The 15,653-nt window shown below is 58.2% G+C and carries 14 protein-coding genes; 4 read left to right on the top strand and 10 right to left on the bottom strand.

Going from position 1 to position 15,653, the window contains the following annotated elements; genetic code table 11:
- Window positions 1–56 precede the first annotated feature (56 nt).
- Together ID864_RS12385 and ID864_RS12380 are read right to left on the bottom strand one after the other, a co-directional pair.
- Window positions 57–245, bottom strand: a complete 189-nt coding sequence (locus ID864_RS12385) for a hypothetical protein (RefSeq protein ID WP_048917186.1) — start codon at window positions 243–245, stop codon at window positions 57–59.
- A gap of 432 nt (window positions 246–677) precedes the next feature.
- A complete protein-coding gene (locus ID864_RS12380; protein ID WP_048917187.1) occupies window positions 678–2,393 on the bottom strand; it encodes a penicillin-binding transpeptidase domain-containing protein in 1,716 nt (571 codons plus the stop codon).
- Window positions 2,394–2,831: 438 nt separating this feature from the next.
- Between ID864_RS12380 and ID864_RS12375 the strand changes: the two genes are divergently transcribed.
- A complete protein-coding gene (locus ID864_RS12375; protein WP_048917188.1) occupies window positions 2,832–3,089 on the top strand; it encodes a type II toxin-antitoxin system ParD family antitoxin in 258 nt (85 codons plus the stop codon).
- Between the two features lie 58 nt (window positions 3,090–3,147).
- Here the strand turns inward: ID864_RS12375 and ID864_RS12370 are convergent, their stop codons facing one another.
- Entirely contained in the window at window positions 3,148–5,421 is a 2,274-nt protein-coding gene (locus tag ID864_RS12370; RefSeq protein ID WP_099753489.1) for a molybdopterin guanine dinucleotide-containing S/N-oxide reductase, read from the bottom strand.
- Window positions 5,422–5,604: 183 nt separating this feature from the next.
- Between ID864_RS12370 and galR the strand changes: the two genes are divergently transcribed.
- The gene (galR, locus tag ID864_RS12365) at window positions 5,605–6,606 is read left to right on the top strand and encodes an HTH-type transcriptional regulator GalR (RefSeq protein WP_048917190.1); all 1,002 of its coding nucleotides are present in this window, start codon (window positions 5,605–5,607) and stop codon (window positions 6,604–6,606) included.
- 130 nt (window positions 6,607–6,736) lie between these two features.
- Here galR and ID864_RS12360 read toward each other — a convergent pair whose 3' ends face one another.
- The 5 genes from ID864_RS12360 to ID864_RS12340 are packed head-to-tail and all read right to left on the bottom strand — an operon-like array spanning window position 6,737 to window position 11,106.
- Complete coding sequence (locus ID864_RS12360; RefSeq protein WP_180276713.1) at window positions 6,737–7,198, bottom strand: GNAT family N-acetyltransferase; 462 nt, start codon at window positions 7,196–7,198, stop codon at window positions 6,737–6,739.
- Window positions 7,195–7,968 carry an FCD domain-containing protein gene (locus ID864_RS12355; RefSeq protein WP_048917191.1) on the bottom strand — a complete coding sequence of 258 codons (774 nt, stop codon included), beginning with the start codon at window positions 7,966–7,968 and terminating at the stop codon, window positions 7,195–7,197. Before ID864_RS12355 ends, ID864_RS12360 begins: the two co-directional genes overlap by 4 nt.
- Before the next feature lie 38 nt (window positions 7,969–8,006).
- Entirely contained in the window at window positions 8,007–8,324 is a 318-nt protein-coding gene (locus ID864_RS12350) for a PTS sugar transporter subunit IIB (RefSeq protein WP_048917192.1), read from the bottom strand.
- 10 nt (window positions 8,325–8,334) lie between these two features.
- A complete protein-coding gene (locus tag ID864_RS12345; protein ID WP_048917193.1) occupies window positions 8,335–9,762 on the bottom strand; it encodes a glycoside hydrolase family 1 protein in 1,428 nt (475 codons plus the stop codon).
- Between the two features lie 9 nt (window positions 9,763–9,771).
- Window positions 9,772–11,106: a PTS sugar transporter subunit IIC gene (locus ID864_RS12340; protein ID WP_048917194.1), complete on the bottom strand. Its 1,335-nt coding sequence runs from the start codon at window positions 11,104–11,106 to the stop codon at window positions 9,772–9,774.
- Between the two features lie 181 nt (window positions 11,107–11,287).
- Here ID864_RS12340 and ID864_RS12335 point away from each other — a divergent pair, with 181 nt between their 5' ends.
- Window positions 11,288–11,599, top strand: coding sequence for a PTS lactose/cellobiose transporter subunit IIA (locus ID864_RS12335; protein ID WP_048917195.1), 312 nt, complete (start codon window positions 11,288–11,290; stop codon window positions 11,597–11,599).
- Window positions 11,600–11,719: 120 nt separating this feature from the next.
- Here the strand turns inward: ID864_RS12335 and lysA are convergent, their stop codons facing one another.
- On the bottom strand, window positions 11,720–12,973 hold the full coding sequence (gene lysA / locus ID864_RS12330; protein WP_048917200.1) for a diaminopimelate decarboxylase: 1,254 nt from the start codon (window positions 12,971–12,973) through the stop codon (window positions 11,720–11,722).
- A gap of 120 nt (window positions 12,974–13,093) precedes the next feature.
- On the opposite strand from lysA, the gene ID864_RS12325 reads away from it, so the two are divergent.
- Entirely contained in the window at window positions 13,094–14,014 is a 921-nt protein-coding gene (locus tag ID864_RS12325; protein WP_048917201.1) for a LysR family transcriptional regulator, read from the top strand.
- Here the strand turns inward: ID864_RS12325 and ID864_RS12320 are convergent.
- Window positions 14,011–15,174 carry an MFS transporter gene (locus tag ID864_RS12320; RefSeq protein ID WP_048917202.1) on the bottom strand — a complete coding sequence of 388 codons (1,164 nt, stop codon included), beginning with the start codon at window positions 15,172–15,174 and terminating at the stop codon, window positions 14,011–14,013. The genes ID864_RS12325 and ID864_RS12320 overlap by 4 nt on opposite strands.
- Between the last annotated feature and the right edge of the window lie 479 nt (window positions 15,175–15,653).

Genomic DNA, 15,653 nt, shown 5'->3' with positions numbered 1-15,653 from the left:
GAATCAACATAATCAACAGCCGTACATGGCCCCTTCGTACGGTTCATTCGCTGTTATTAGCCGCGCGGTTCAATCCCTCGCCGACGCAGCTCACGCCGGGCCAGCTCCTTCAGCCAGCAGGCAAGCGTGACATTGTCATCGTCGGTCAGCGTTCTCAGCTGAGCGTGAAGTTCAGGGTTGATACGCAACTGAAAAGCCGCTGAGCGGCCACCGACTTTCTGCGTCCTGTCTTTAAGTTTCGGCATCGTGAGCAATTCCTGAGAGTAAAAAAGCGCCCCTTGTCGCGCTACCAACACATCAAGGGGCTGACACCGCGCAATGGAATGCAGAACTGCGCAGTGGTAGAAGCACCTTACAGGGTCGGGATTTTTTCTTTTGACGATTGGTGTAATTAAAGCGGCTGCAGATGTTAGCGAGTCTTTCTGCTGACATGATTAGGTAAAGGGAGAGTGGCAGGCAAAAAAAAACCCACGCATCCGCGTGGGTTGGTGCAACTGAACAGGGTATCAGCCTGCCGGGAGCAGGCTGCATTCTCACCAATCAATACCTCTGGGAAAGCTATTGTCATCTGAACCCCTTGGGGAAACCAGCAAACAAAAGCAAATGATTGGCGCGAAATGAAACCAGTTATGACCGCTGCTGCACTTCTTTACATATTGATTGTATTGAGATTTTTCTTACCCATGGTTATTTAAGGCATCGGGGGCGATATTCATATGCTTCAGCACCGGGCCAATAATATTGCCAAATACCGGGGCCGCAACCGAGCCACCAAAGTGGTCGCCGGCGGTTGGGTGGTTAATCATAATTACCAGCGCCACCTGCGGGTTACTGGCCGGGGCCACGCCTGCCGTGTAGTTAATGTAGCCACCGTCATATTTTCCGCTGTCGCCCATCTTTTCGGCGGTACCGGTTTTAATTGCCAGGCGGTAACCCGGCACGGCGGCGCGCACGCCACTGCCACCCGGCAGCGCATCGCTCTCCATCATGTGCACAACCGAACGCACCGTATCCTCCGGTGCGACCCGGGTGCCCATGACCGGCGGGCTGACCTTAGTGATCGACAGCGGGCGATAAACGCCAAACGAACCGAGGGTGGCATATTCCCGGGCAATCTGCAGCGGGGTGACGCGCAGGCCATAGCCGAATGAGAAGGTGGCGCGTTCGATATCGGCCCAGCGCTCGCGGTGCAGCGGGAAGTAGCCCACGCTTTCACCGGTCAGCCCCAGCCCGGTCGGCTTGCCCAGCCCGAACGAGTGATAGGTGTTGACCAGCACTTCGGCAGGCATCGCCAGCGCGATGTGCGATACGCCGATATCGCTCGATTTTTGCAGGATGCCGGTCATGGTCAGGCGCGGCCAGTGGCCAACATCGCGGATCAGGTGACCGTTGACGCGGTACGGCGTGGTGTCCAGCACCGAGTCCGGGCGCACCAGCTTGCGGATCAGCCCTTCCATCACCACCAGCGGCTTCACCGTCGAACCCGGTTCATAGCTGTCGTTGATCGCCGTATTGCGCATCTGCATCGGCGACACATCGACAAAATTGTTCGGGTTGAAAGAGGGGTAAGACGCCATACCGAGGATCTCCCCGGTGTCGATCTTAATCAGCACCGCCGCGCCCGAATCCGCTTTATTGAGGATCACCCCGTCGCGCAGCTTGCTGTACATGGTGTACTGATCAAATTTGTCGATGCTGAGCTGCACCGTCGGCGGCTGCTTGGGCGGCTCGTAGTTGATCATCGCCACAATATTGCCGTTGGCATCCTGGCGATATTTCTCCACGCCCGGCGTGCCCTGCAATAGCTTGTCGAAGCCCTTCTCCAGCCCGGTCAGGCCGGTATTATCCGCGCCGACAATCCCGAGCAGCGGGCCGGTCGCCTCAGACATCGGGTAGAAGCGGCTGTCGTCATACACGGTGGTGATGCCGGTCAGGTGCAGCTTGGCGATATCTTTGGCAATGCCGAGTTCGATTTTACGCCCAAGATACAGGAAGCGGCGATTGGGATTGGCGTTGATCTGGGCCGCCAGCTGTTCCGGGCGCTGATCGAGCGCATTCGCCAGGTATTCCCACTTGTCGCTGGTAAAATCCGGGTGCGCTTCCAGCACGCGCTGCGGGTCCGCGATGATATCGCGCGACGGCACGCTCAGGGCCAGCGCTTCACCGTTACGGTCCAGCAAGGTGCCGCGGTTAGTCGGCAGCGTAACGGTACGCAGCGAGCGCTCGTCCGCCTGCTTCTCCAGCATTGGATGGTTGATGAGCTGCAAATCCGCAGTGCTGGCCAGCAGGAACACCAGGCAGCCCAGCACACCCAGGCACACCAGCCGGAAACGCACGGGATTAAAAGTGGGAGCAGGCTGATCTTTAGCCTTATTTCGTTTGAGCGGCGGCATCAATTTTCCGGAAAAGAGAACGAGGTAACTATGCGGGAGTTATACAAAAAATGCAGGTGGGTTAACAGGGAAACTGTGTTTCAGATCGTGAGTGACAGGCAAAAAAAACCTGCGCATCTGCGCAGGTTGGTGAAACAAAGCGATAAAAACTTTTTGATGTTCACCCATCAATACCTCTGGGATCTGAACTGTAGCAATCCCCCCACTTCAGCCGCTACCGCGCAATCGCAACAGTTACCCGCAAAATGTAACCAGCTATGTGATATGTAGGGGTTTCTGCAATCTTCTCCACTTATTTCAGCCAGCATCCCTGGGTTTTACGAGACGTCTTCCAGTTCAGCTTTCTCACGGTTCACTTATGCAATCATTTCGGTTAAATATTGAGCCTGTATCACCTGCTGCGCTATATTTGTGTTAATAGTTAACACAGAGGCAGCTATGGCACGTACAACCAGCGTTACAATTGGCGCACAACTTACTGAATTTGTGAATAGAATGATTGAAAACGGACGATATGGTTCAACAAGTGAAGTGATGCGAACCGCACTCAGGTTACTTGAACAGAAGGAGTTGGAGATGGAAGCACTAAGACAGGCTATAGAGCAGGGTGAATTGAGCGGGGAAAGCGCATTATCGCTGCACGATATTGCCGCGCAAAATAAGAGGGAAATTGATGCGCTGCGCCTTATTGTCTGATGAAAACTTAGCCCGCATCGCTCCTTAAGCCTGCGGGCTTGAGTTTTCAGCCCTCTTTTCAGTCCGTCACCTCTGCCTTTTTAATTTCCACCAGGCAGCTCATCGCGTTCGGGCCCTGGGTCAGCGATGAGGTGCCGATATCCAGCGTCAGCACGTTAGGATTTCCGGCGCGATCGTACGGCTTCCACGCTTTACCAAAGCCCGGATCGAACCAGGCGCCGGTGGCGATCAGTACCACCTGCGGGCTGACGCCGTCGGTAAGGCGCACCCCGGCCTGCATACGGCCACGGTCGTTGCTCACTTCAATCACGTCGCCGTCGCTGATGCCGCGTGCGGCCGCATCGTCAGGATGCATCCACAGCGTTTCACGCCCGGCGGTTTTATTGGCCTGCACGGAAGGGGTCGCATCCATCTGACTGTGCAGACGGTCGTGCGGCTGAATGGAGATCATGTGCAGCGGGAAGCGCTCACCAATTGGCGCACCCAGCCACTCCTGCGGCGGCTGCCACTCGGGATGCGGTGCGAAATCTTCCAGCTGATAACCGGCAATGGTTTGTGAGAACAGCTCGATCTTGCCGCTGGCGGTTTTGATTGGGTTGGCAATCGGGTCCTGGCGGAAATCGGCCATAAAGACCCACGGCTTTTCGCTCGGCGGGATCTCGACGTGGCCCTGCTGCCAGAAGGTTTCAAACTCCGGGAAGTCGATGCCTTTGCCCTGATGCGCCAGCGCGCAGCGCTGGTAAAGATGCTTGATCCACGCCATCTCATCACGCCCCTCGGTAAAGGTGTCGCGGTAGCCGAGGCGCTCTGCGATATCGGCAAAAATGTCGAAGTCATTACGCGCCTGATGCTGCGGCTTGATCGCCTGATGCATCGCCAGCACGAAGCGGTCCTTCGAGGAGCCGCCGATATCGTTACGCTCAAGGGAGGTCGTCACCGGCAGCACGATGTCCGCCATTTGCGCCGCGGGCGTCCAGACAATATCCTGCACGATCACCGTGTCCGGGCGCTGCCAGCCCTCTACCAGCCGGTTGAGCTGCTGATGATGATGGAACGGATTGCCACCGGCCCAGTGGATCAGGTGGATATCCGGGTAGTGATGCGTCTTGCCCTGGAAGCGATATTCCTGGCCCGGATTCAGCAGCATGTCGCTGATACGCGCCACCGGGATCGCCAGATCTTCAATCGGGTTGCGCCCGGTCGACATCAGCGGCGATGGCCCCTCGGTGCGCGGGTTGCCGACGCTGTTCATTGACCCATGCCCGAAGGAGAAACCCGCTCCCGGCAGGCCCGGCTGACCGAGCATCGATGACAGCGCGATCATCATCCAGTACGGCTGCTCGCCGCGATGGGCGCGCTGTACCGAATAGGAACAGGTAATAAAGCTGCGTTTGCCGCACAGCTGCTGCGCCAGCAGGCTGATACGCGCCGCCGGGATACCGGTAATCGCGCTGGCCCACTGCGCCGTTTTCGCCTGCCCGTCGCTGTGGCCAAGCAGATAATCGCGCAGCTGCGGATAGCCCACGCAGTGCGATTGCAGGAAGGCATTATCTACCGCGCCGAGGCGCTCAATTTCAAAACCAAGCGCCAGCATCAGCGCCACGTCGGTATTCGGGCGGATTGGGACCCACTCTGCGTTAACAAACGCCGGGCAGTCATCGCGCATCGGGCTGATGTTAATCACCGGCGTGCCTTTAGCCGCCAGCTGCAGCAGCGCGGGTTTCAGGCTGTGCTCCCCTGCTCCGCCGGACGCCACCTGGCTGTTTTTCAGCGCCAGGCCGCCAAAGGCGACAAAAATCTCGCAGTGATCGACCACGCTCGGCCAGTCGGTGACGCGCCCGGTCAGCGGCATGTAAGTGCCGATAACATACGGCAGGAAGAACTGCGCCGCCCCCCAGCTGTAGTTGCCCTGCTGGTCGATGCCGCCGCCGCCCAGGTTATAGAAGCGGCGCACCAGCGTGCGCGCGTGGTTGACGCGCCCGGCAGAGGACCAGCCGTAAGAGCCGTTGAAAATGCCGCTGGCACCGTAGCGATCGCGCACGCGGCGGTTCTCATCCGCCACCAGATCGAGCGCGGTTTCCCAATCCACCGCGACAAAGTCCTCGCGCCCGCGCAGGGTGCGGTCGCTTTTCTCACGCGATTTCAGCCACGAGCGGCGCACCATTGGCTGGCGGATACGTTTATCTGAATAGACCAGCTCGGGAATGGTGTTGAGCATCGGGGACGGATCCTGGTCCGCGAAAAAAGGCTCGCAGCGCAGCAGTTTTTCATTTTCAACCACGGCACTGAAGGCACCCCAGTGGGCCAGATGGGGCAGTTTTTTTATCGTCATGGCAGGATCCGCTATTCGGCAAATTTTCTGGAAACTCAGAATATCATCTTTCACCGTACCCCGGCAGATGTCGTTTATCTCTCCGGTTTGCGATGGCTGCGACACTCTGCACGCTTGCAGTCGCTGGCGCTTTCCGCAACACTATCCGCTATGTAAACGCTTACCCAGGAAGGCATTTAACCGATGGCTACCATTAAGGATGTTGCCAGGCTCGCGGGCGTTTCGGTTGCTACCGTCTCACGCGTGATTAATCACTCCCCCAAAGCCAGTGAAGCATCAAGGCTGGCCGTCACCCAGGCGATGGAGTCGCTGCAGTACCACCCGAACGCCAATGCGCGGGCGCTGGCGCAGCAATCCACGGAAACTATCGGGCTGGTGGTCGGTGACGTTTCCGATCCGTTTTTCGGCGCAATGGTGAAATCGGTTGATGAAGTCGCCTGGCAGACCGGCAACTTTTTGCTGATTGGTAACGGTTACCATAACGAGCAGAAAGAGCGTCAGGCGATTGAGCAGCTTATCCGCCACCGCTGTGCGGCGCTGGTGGTTCACGCCAAGAAAGTTCCCGATGAAGATCTGCTGCCGTTAATGCAGCAGATCCCGGGGATGGTGCTGCTCAACCGCGTGCTGCCCGGTTTTGAAACGCGCTGCATTGCGCTGGATGACCGCTACGGATCCTGGCTGGCGACGCGCTACCTGATCCAGCAAGGTCACAAAAATATCGCGTTTATCTGCTCTAACCATCCGATCTCCGATGCCAGCGACCGCCTGCAGGGCTACTACGACGCGCTGAAAGAGCACAGCCTGCCGTGCAACGACCGGCTGGTGGCGTTTGGCGAGCCGGATGAGGTGGGCGGCGAGCAGGCGATGACCGAACTGCTCGGCCAGGGGAAAACCTTTACCGCGGTGGCCTGCTATAACGACTCGATGGCTGCCGGGGCGCTGGCGGTGCTGAGCGATAACGGCGTGCGCGTGCCGGAAGAGATGTCGCTGATTGGCTTTGATGATGTGCTGGTGTCGCGCTATGTGCGCCCGCGCCTGACCACCGTGCGCTATCCGATTGTCACCATGGCGCAGCAGGCTGCCGCGCTGGCATTGGCATTAGCCCACGGCCAGCCGCTGCCGGAGGTCACCAACCTGTTCAGCCCAACGCTGGTGCGCCGCCATTCGGTGGCATCGCCGCAGTAACCCTGCGAAAAACGGGCGAGGCATGCCATCGCCCCTACACCGTATGCGTGGTGTCCCCGCAGGGGTCGGCATCGATGACGCCTTATCCGTGGGATCGCCGTAGGGGTCGGGCATGCCCGACCCGCACCGCTTAACCCAGCGCTTTATGGTACAGACGCACGCGCGTCGCCGGGTAATCCAGCGCATCGCCGATATAGCGCCAGCCAAAACGCTCGTAATAATCGGCACAGGCAGAATAGAGGTACAGATGGCGGTCGCCGCGCTGAAGGCAGCAGTCGATCACCGTCTGCTGCAGGCGTTCACTTAAACCGCGCCCGCGATAGCTCTCATCCACATACAGCGCCGCCAGCCACGGGAAAAGATCCTGACGGCTGATCAAATCGCAGCGCCATAATCCCACGGTACCCACCGGGCGGTCGTCATCCAGCGCCACAAACGTCAGCGGCAGGTCGGCACCGCTCAGGCTGCTGTCGATCACGCTGGCATAAAAGTCGCGGCTGTTATCGCTGCCAAAAGCCTGCCATAGCCAGTCGGTGACCACTTCGCGGGTTGCCGGTACCGCGCTCAGCGGCACAATACGCAGCAAACTCATACCAGCTTGCCCTGAAAAATCGGCACTGATTCAAACAGATAGCCATCGAAATCTGGGGCATCGGCATCGGAGAGTTCCAGCAGGCTGTGCTTCACATTTTCCAGATGCTGCCACATTGCCTGCCACGACCCCATCACGTCACGGCGGCGCAGCGCGGCGAGGATGGTCTGATGGTCGCCGAGCCACTTCAGGCGGTAGCTGCGGGTTTCTATATGGCTGCGCAGCTGCTGCCACAGCGGACTGCTTTCGTGATGTCGCCAGATGCTGTTAACGGTATCCAGTAGCATCTGATTCTGCGTCGCGCCGGCCAGCAGCAGGTGGAACATTTTGTCATTGTCCTGGCTTTTGTCATCGAGCGCGATGGCGCGCTGCTCCTGCTCCAGCGTGCGCTTGAGGTTTTCGATATCCGCTTTGGTGGCCATCTTCGCCGCAAATGCTGCGATATTGCTCTCCAGCAGCTGGCGCGCCTGCAGCATCTCAAACGGCCCGACGTCGCTGCGGAAGAATGCCTCTTCTTCGTCGCTGCTCTCCGAGGGGATGCGCATCACGTAAACGCCGGAGCTTTGGCGAATATCTACCGTGCCCTCCAGCTCCAGCATTAGCAGGGCTTCACGCACAATGGTACGACTGACGCCCCAGGTCTCGGCGATATTACGCTCCGGCGGCAGACGCGAACCGACCGGATAGTGACCATCGATGATTTGCTGGCGCAGATCGTGACCGATTTCCTGATACTGCTTTTTTTCCTGCGCAGGCGCACCTTTGTCCACAAAACCACCCTTTCAGCCATTATCCGTATTGATTGGCGCTAGTTTACCAAAGCCAGCGCCTGATCGAGTACTTTTGCGCCGTTAAGGGTGCCATAAGCCACCGAATCAATCACCGCGATGGGGATTTGATAGCTGTCGGTCAGCTTGCGGTTCTCCTCCAGCTTGAAGCGCACCTGCGGCCCAAGCAGCACCACGGCCACTTCACCGACGTTATTTTCCAGCTCGTCGCGCAGGTTCTGCTCCGGGATGGCGTAGATCTGATACGCCAGCCCGCGTGCCGCCGCTTCTTTTTCCATCCGCGTCACCACCATCGAGGTGGACATGCCTGCTGCACAGGCGAGAACGATTCTTTGCATGATTAACTCCTTATTTGGCTTCATCATCCAGCTCAATGCTGAGCTGGCGGCTGTCACTTATCTGGCGATACCAGCGGGCGGATTTTTTCATCCGGCGCTGGCGCTGGTTTTGCAGGTCGATCTCGATCAGTCCGTAGCGATTTTTAAACGCGTTCATCGGCGACACGTTGTCGGTGAAGGCCCAAAGCATATAGCCCTGGCAGTTGATGCCCGCCTCACGCGCCAGCAGCGCCTGATAAAGATGCTCGCCAATAAATTCAATACGGTAGTTATCCTGAATCTCTCCGCTGGCGTTTTTGAACTGCGCTTCGTTCTCAATTCCCATCCCGTTTTCGGCAATAAACCACGGGAAATTGTCATACTCACTCTTCATGCGCTGCGCCATATCCCAGACGATGCGCGGTTGGATCTCCCAGCCGCGCGACTTATTCATTCGCCGCCCCGGCAGTTCAAAGTGCTCAAAATAGTAAGCCGGATGGAACGGGGTCTCCGGGTGCCAGGCGCGCGACGGAGCTTTCACGCGGTGCGGATAATAGAGGTTGATGCCCACTTCATCGACGCGGTTGGCGCGGATAATGGCCAGCTCCTGCGCGTCGACCTGCCAGTTCACGCCATGTTTTTCCAGCAGCGCCAGCAGTTCATCCGGGTACTCGCCTTTGATTGCCGGGTCGAGGAATACGCGGTTATAGAACAGGTCGTAGATCTGTGCCGCCTGCACATCGTGCGCGGCAGCCGAGCGTGGATAGGTCACTTCCGGGTTGAGGATAGTGCCGACGGTGCCCTGATAGCCTTTGGCGCGGAACAGCTGCACCACTTTCGCCGTGGCGAGATTTTTGTGGTGGTTCCACTGCATCCAGGTGTCGGTGCTCTGCTGATACGGCCAGCGCAGCGCATCGAGATAGACCCGCGTCTGCACCACCACCGGCTCATTAAAGGCAAACCAGCGCGTCACTTTGTGTGCGTAGCGGGCGAACACCTGCTCTGCGTAGCGCACAAACAGCTCGACCACGTGTTTCGATGCCCAGCCGCCGTACTGCTCCAGCAGCGTGGCGGGCAGTTCGTAATGCTCCAGGCAGAGCATAGGCTGGATGCCGTTTGCCAGCAGCTCGTCAATCAGGCTGTCGTAATACGCCGCGTACTCTTCATCCACCACCGCATTCTCATAGTCGGTAAGAAAGCGCGACCAGTTGATTGAGGTGCGGTAGTGCGTCAGCCCCGCCGCTTTCATCAGCGCCACGTCCTCTTTATAGCGGTTGATGAAATCGGTGGCGACCGCCGGGCCGTAGCCGTCGTGCCAGACGTGGCGGTCCTGCTGATACCAGGCATCGAGATAGGAATCCTGGCCGGCTTTCTTGCCGCTCCAGCCTTCGGTTTGCCACGCGGAGGCGGCAGCACCGAGAATAAAATCCGCCGGAATAGTGATAGTTACCTTACTCATTTTCGCTCCTTAATTTTTCGCCAGTTCAGGCTGCAGCGCCTGTGCTTCCGCAGCCTCTGCGCGGCGGGCGGCAACTTTGACAAATGGGATATAGATGAGGATCGACACCAGGATGCAGACAATCTGCGTTACCACTGCCCCCATCGACCCGGCGGTGGAGAGCCAGGCGTTAATGATGGGCGGCGTGGTCCAGGGCACCATTACCACCGCTTTGCCAGCAAACCCGGTCAGCGTCGCAAAGTAGCCAATGGAACCGGTAATCAGCGGAGTGATAATGAACGGGATAGCGAGGATCGGGTTCAGCATGATTGGCATGCCGAAGATCACCGGTTCATTGATATTGAACAGGCCGGGGCCAAAAGAGAGCTTGGCGATTTCACGCATCTCTTTGCGTTTGGTCGCCAGCATCACCGCGCTCAGCAGGCCGATGGTCAGCCCGGAGCCGCCGATGCTCATATACACATCCCAGAACGGCATGGTGATGATATTCGGCGCCTCTTTACCCTGCTCAAAGGCGTTCATATTGACCAGAATCGCCCCCAGCAGCAGCGGTTCGCGGATCGGCTTCACCATCTGGTTACCGTGGATGCCAATCACCCAGAACAGCTGGGCAACAAACATCAGCAGCAGAATGCCCCACAGGCTCTGCACCACCGATTCCAGCGGCTCCTGCACCACTTTGTACACGGCGTCATACAGATACATGCCGGTGAAGCGGTGGAAGATAAAGCCAAAGGTGGCGATGGCGGAGACGGTGATAATCGCCGGGATCAGCGCCGAGAAGGAGGCGGCAACGTTGGGCGGCACGGTGTCCGGCATTTTGATTTTCAGGCGATCGACATGCTCCAGGCGGCAGTAGATCTCCACCGAAAGGATGGCAATAAACATGCCGAGAAACAGGCTTTTGGTGTCGGAGAACTGCTTAGCCAGCACGTCGGTTACTACCTGCATCTGGCCATTGACCATCATGCTCAGCGTGGTGGGGGTGACGGCAATAAAGCAGATGATCGCCAGCAGGCCAGGGAACAGCGTTTTGATGCCGTTGATTTTTCCCAGCTCAATACCGATCAGAAACACCGCGCCGATGTTGAGGAAGCTCAGCGTGGCGTAGTTGATGCTGGAGGTGATCGGTTTCAGCTCGGCCAGGAACGACAGCGCCTGAAAACTGGCGAGGCCATTTTTGCCGTCCAGCACCATATTGGAAATCAGCACCGAAAATGCACCGACGATAATGACCGGCATCAGCGTAATAAACGACGCCTTGATGGCCATGATATAGCGATAGCTATTGAACTTGGTGGCAAAACTCCCCAGAGAGTCGATTAGCCGTTCCTGTAGAGACATGGGTGAATCCTCGAGGTAAGGGGTCAGGCATCCCGGCATGAATATTTCTGCAGCTAACGCGGCAGTGGCATACCAAAAATAAACAATCGGTGATTATTTACTGTGATAAATCTCTCAGAAGTGATTACTGGTATTCCAATAAGATTAGTCGACCAGTTTTGGTATACCAATGGAGGTAGTCATGGATTTTGAACAGACGATGATGGAGCTGCTGATTAATGCGGGTGAAGCGCGATCCCACGCCATGAGCGCTATCCAGCATGCCCGCAAGCGCGACTGGCAGGCGGCAGATGAGGCGCTGGCGGCCTCCTCTGAGGCTTCACGCGCTGCACATAAGATCCAGACGCAGCTGATTGGTGCCGATGAGGGCTGCGGCAAAGTACCGGTGACGCTGATCCTGGTACACGCGCAGGATCACTTGATGAACGCGATGCTGTGCCGCGATCTGGCCGAAGAGATTGTGCTGCTGAGGAGAGAGATGTTCGCGGGATGATTCAACGGATCGGGCATGTCCGGAATGTTTCAACGGGTCGGGCATGTCCGGAATGTTTCAACGGGTCGGGCATGCCCGACCCCTACGATTTGCGTAGGGGCGGGGCATGCCCTGCCCGGGTTACAGCTCCAGCGCCAGCAGTTCGGCGACGGTCTGCGCGCGGCGGATCTGGCGCGGTTCGCCGTTTTCGAACAGCACCTCCGGGATCAGCGGGCGGCTGTTGTAGTTGGAAGACATCGAAGCGCCGTAGGCACCGGTATCGTGGAACACCAGCCAGTCGCCGACTTTCACCGCAGGCAGCGCACGGGTCTCGACCTTGCCACCTTCCAGCTGGGTGAAGACATCACCGGATTCGCACAGCGGCCCCGCCACTACGCTCGCAAGCGTATTGGTTTCATCCAGCTGGCGACCATCACCGGCCATCGCGGAAATGTGGTGGTAGCTGCCGTACATGGAAGGACGCATCAGGTCATTGAAGCCGGCATCCACCAGCACAAAGTGACGGCTGCCCATACTCTTCACCGCGCGCACCTGGCTCAGCAGCACGCCGGACTCCGCCACCAGGAAACGCCCCGGTTCAATCTCCAGCTTCACCGGGTGGCCGAGGTGCTGCGCCACGCGCTGGCGCGCTGCGTCCCACAGGCCGTAATAGTGATGAGTATCAATGGTCTCTTCGCCAAAGCGGTACGGGATCGACAGGCCGCCCCCGGCAGAGATCGCTTCAAGATCCTGACCAAAGCTCACGACCAGGTTAACCATCGCATCGCACACCTGCTCGAGGTGGCCGTAGTCGACGCCGGAACCGATATGCATGTGGAGGCCGACCAGCTTCAGCTGGTAGCGCTGAATCGCTTCCAGCGCCAGCGCCATATCCTCGTGCCAGATACCGTGCTTGCTGTTTTCACCACCGGTGTTGGTTTTCTGACTGTGACCGTGACCAAAACCCGGGTTGACGCGCAGCCACACCGGATGCCCGGCAGAGACCTGGCCCAGCTGGTGCAGCATATCCACCGAACCCGCATTCACCGGCACTTTCAGTTCGGCAACGCGCGCCAGAGTGGGTTCATCCAGCAGGTCGGCGGTAAACACAATCTCATCGCCGCCCGCGACATAGCCCGCCGCCAGCGCACGCTCAATCTCACCCAGCGAGACGGAATCCACCTTCACACCCGCCGCACGCATCAGACGCAGGATGTGAATATTGGAGCAGGCCTTCTGAGCAAAGCGTACCACGTCAAACTGCTGTAGCTGGCTGATGCGGTCGTTGATAATCGCCGCATCGTACGCCCAGAGCGGGCCGCCGTATTGCAGCGCCAGCGGCAGCAGGTTGTCCTGATTCAGGGCGGTGGTGGTGTCGGTAAGCAGGCGTGGCATAAGCAGTTCTCCATAAGGTTATGTCGCTATTACGCCACAGCAGGGTGCGGGAGAAAAATATCTGTTTTAACTGACTCTATTCATCCATGATATAGGTTGAGTGAGTTAGAGGAGCAGATAATGGCCGGGATTTCGTTACGTCATATTGAGATTTTTCACGCGGTGATCACCACCGGCAACCTGACGGAAGCCGCGGCGCTGCTGCACACCTCCCAGCCCACCGTCAGCCGCGAGCTGGCACGCTTTGAGCAGCTGACCGGGCTGCAGCTGTTTGAGCGGGTGCGCGGCCGTCTGCAACCCACAGCGCAGGGGCTGCATCTCTTCGAGGAGGTCCAGCGCTCCTGGTACGGGCTGGACCGCATCGTCAGCGCGGCGGAAGGGCTGCGTCAGTTTCGTCAGGGCGAGCTGTCGCTGGCCTGCCTGCCGGTATTTTCGCAGTCGCTGCTGCCGCTGCTGTGCCAGCCGTTTATGCAGCGCTACCCGGATCTGAGCCTGAATATCATTCCGCAGGAATCACCGCTGTTAGAGGAGTGGCTGTCGGCGCAGCGCTACGATCTGGGCCTGACGGAAACCACGCATACGCCGGCAGGCACCGAGCGCAGCGCGCTGTTTACCGCTGATGAAGTCTGCGTGCTGCCTGCCGATCATCCGCTGGCGCAGCGCGCCGTATTAACTCCGGCGGATTTCAACGGGCAGAACTATATCAGCCTGTCGCGCACCGACAGCTATCGGCAGATTCTGGATGGGATTTTTGCTGAACACGGCGTGCAGCGGCGCATGGTGATGGAGACGCACAGCGCGGCATCCGTTTGTTCGATGGTTAAAGCGGGGATTGGCGTATCGATAGTAAACCCGCTGACGGCGCTCGATTACGCCGACAGCGGAGTGACGATCCGGCGCTTCAGCATTGCGGTGCCGTTCACCGTCAGTCTGATCAGGCCGCGCCATCGCCCGGCCTCTGCGCTGGTTGATGCTTTCAGTCAGCATCTGCACCAGCACATCGGCCTGTTCAGCGAGCGGCTGGCGCAGCGGCTGAGTTAAGCGTTGGCAACCTGCGGACGACCGCGTGAGCCACGGAAGGTGTAAAGACACACCAGCAGGCCCACCAGCGCCAGCACGGCGGCCGATACCGGCACCGCCGTCAGGCCATAGCCGCCGCCGATCACCGCGCCGCCAACCCAGGCGCCGAGCGCATTGCCGACGTTAAACGCCGAGATATTCAGCGTCGAGACCAGATTAGGCGCATCTTTCCCGTGGCGCACCACGTTGATTTGCAGCGCCGGCACCATCGCGAAGGTCGCCATCGCCCACAGGAACAGGGTGATCTCGGCTAACCACAGCGAGTGGCTGGTCCAGCTAAACAGCAGCGAGAACACGGCAATCAGCGAGAAGCTGAGGATCAGGCTGAACGACACTTTCCAGTCGGCCAGCTTACCGCCGAGGATATTCCCCACGGTCAGGCCAGCGCCAATCAGGAACAGCGTCCAGCTGACGCCGCGGTCAGTAATGCCCGTGACCTGCAGCAGCAGCGGTGCGATGTAGCTAAACAGCGCAAACATCGCGGCGGCAAAGAACACCGTCATCAGCAGCGACAGCCATAGCTTGCCGTTATTCAGCGCGCTCACTTCGGCAGCCAGATGCACCGGCTTTTCGTCGCGGTTGGTTGGCAGGCTGACGATCAGGCCGATAAACGCCAGCACGCCGATAATCGCCACGCCCCAGAAGGTGGCGCGCCAGCCGAACATCTGGCCGAACCAGGTTCCCAACGGCACGCCCAGCACGTTCGCCAGCGTTAGGCCGGTAAACATCAGGGCCACGGCGGATGCCTGCTTGCCCGGCGCCACCAGGCTGGCAGCAACCACGGCACCAATCCCGAAGAACGCACCGTGACAGAGCGCGGTAACAATACGCGCCAGCATCAGCAGGTTGTAGGTGTAAGCCAGCGCACAGAGAATGTTGCCGACGATAAAGATCGCCATCAGCAGGATCAGCGTGCGTTTGCGCGGCAGCTTCGCGGTCAGCAGCGCCATAATCGGTGCGCCAATCGCCACGCCGAGCGCATAGCCACTGATCAGCCAGCCCGCCGAGGGGATGGAAACACGCAGGTCGTTCGCCACCTCCGGCAGCAGCCCCATAATGACGAATTCGGTGGTGCCGATGGCAAAAGCACTCAGCGCCAGCGCCAGTAATGAAACAGGCATATGAAACACTCCCAGGATAATAGAAATTCGGCTCTCAGGATGCTGAGAGCAACAGCGAACAGATGAAGAAATATAATCCAGCCGCCCCGATATGAGCCATCAGGGTAATAAGTTTGATCCAGATCACATTAACTAATTAAAGCACAGCTGATGAAAGGCTTACAGTCCGGCGTCGGCAAGGGTCTGTTGCCGCAGAAGCAACAATTGGCGATTTGAGTTAAAATCAGAACCAATAAAATGTGATCCCACACTCATTTTGTCTTTTTTCTTCGCTATACTTGCCAGTAGCTCACCGACACATCATTTTTTCTAATCATTTTAAGCTGAGCTTTTTCTTAGTTTTCACTCTGGATATTCAGGCTGCTTGCATTGCGGGCGCAATGAGTCAAACCTTACCGCCGCGGCGATACATTAAAGTTCTGCCAGGCACCGCCGATAAGTCAAATATCAGGATTTGACGATAACTGTCAGGATCCTAC

This window comes from Erwinia aphidicola, from assembly GCF_014773485.1.
GTDB classification, from domain to species: Bacteria; Pseudomonadota; Gammaproteobacteria; order Enterobacterales; family Enterobacteriaceae; genus Erwinia; species Erwinia aphidicola.
Note: the sequence above shows the minus strand (reverse complement) of the source record. Positions and strands in the feature narration are given on the sequence as shown.

Excerpts from the sequence above, each read along its gene's own strand:
- ID864_RS12385 (WP_048917186.1), bottom strand. The coding sequence starts at position 245 with ATGCCGAAACTTAAAGACAGGACGCAGAAAGTCGGTGGCCGCTCAGCG.
- ID864_RS12380 (WP_048917187.1), bottom strand. The coding sequence starts at position 2,393 with ATGCCGCCGCTCAAACGAAATAAGGCTAAAGATCAGCCTGCTCCCACT.
- ID864_RS12375 (WP_048917188.1), top strand. The coding sequence starts at position 2,832 with ATGGCACGTACAACCAGCGTTACAATTGGCGCACAACTTACTGAATTT.
- ID864_RS12370 (WP_099753489.1), bottom strand. The coding sequence starts at position 5,421 with ATGACGATAAAAAAACTGCCCCATCTGGCCCACTGGGGTGCCTTCAGT.
- galR (WP_048917190.1), top strand. The coding sequence starts at position 5,605 with ATGGCTACCATTAAGGATGTTGCCAGGCTCGCGGGCGTTTCGGTTGCT.
- ID864_RS12360 (WP_180276713.1), bottom strand. The coding sequence starts at position 7,198 with ATGAGTTTGCTGCGTATTGTGCCGCTGAGCGCGGTACCGGCAACCCGC.
- ID864_RS12350 (WP_048917192.1), bottom strand. The coding sequence starts at position 8,324 with ATGCAAAGAATCGTTCTCGCCTGTGCAGCAGGCATGTCCACCTCGATG.
- ID864_RS12345 (WP_048917193.1), bottom strand. The coding sequence starts at position 9,762 with ATGAGTAAGGTAACTATCACTATTCCGGCGGATTTTATTCTCGGTGCT.
- ID864_RS12340 (WP_048917194.1), bottom strand. The coding sequence starts at position 11,106 with ATGTCTCTACAGGAACGGCTAATCGACTCTCTGGGGAGTTTTGCCACC.
- ID864_RS12335 (WP_048917195.1), top strand. The coding sequence starts at position 11,288 with ATGGATTTTGAACAGACGATGATGGAGCTGCTGATTAATGCGGGTGAA.
- lysA (WP_048917200.1), bottom strand. The coding sequence starts at position 12,973 with ATGCCACGCCTGCTTACCGACACCACCACCGCCCTGAATCAGGACAAC.
- ID864_RS12325 (WP_048917201.1), top strand. The coding sequence starts at position 13,094 with ATGGCCGGGATTTCGTTACGTCATATTGAGATTTTTCACGCGGTGATC.
- ID864_RS12320 (WP_048917202.1), bottom strand. The coding sequence starts at position 15,174 with ATGCCTGTTTCATTACTGGCGCTGGCGCTGAGTGCTTTTGCCATCGGC.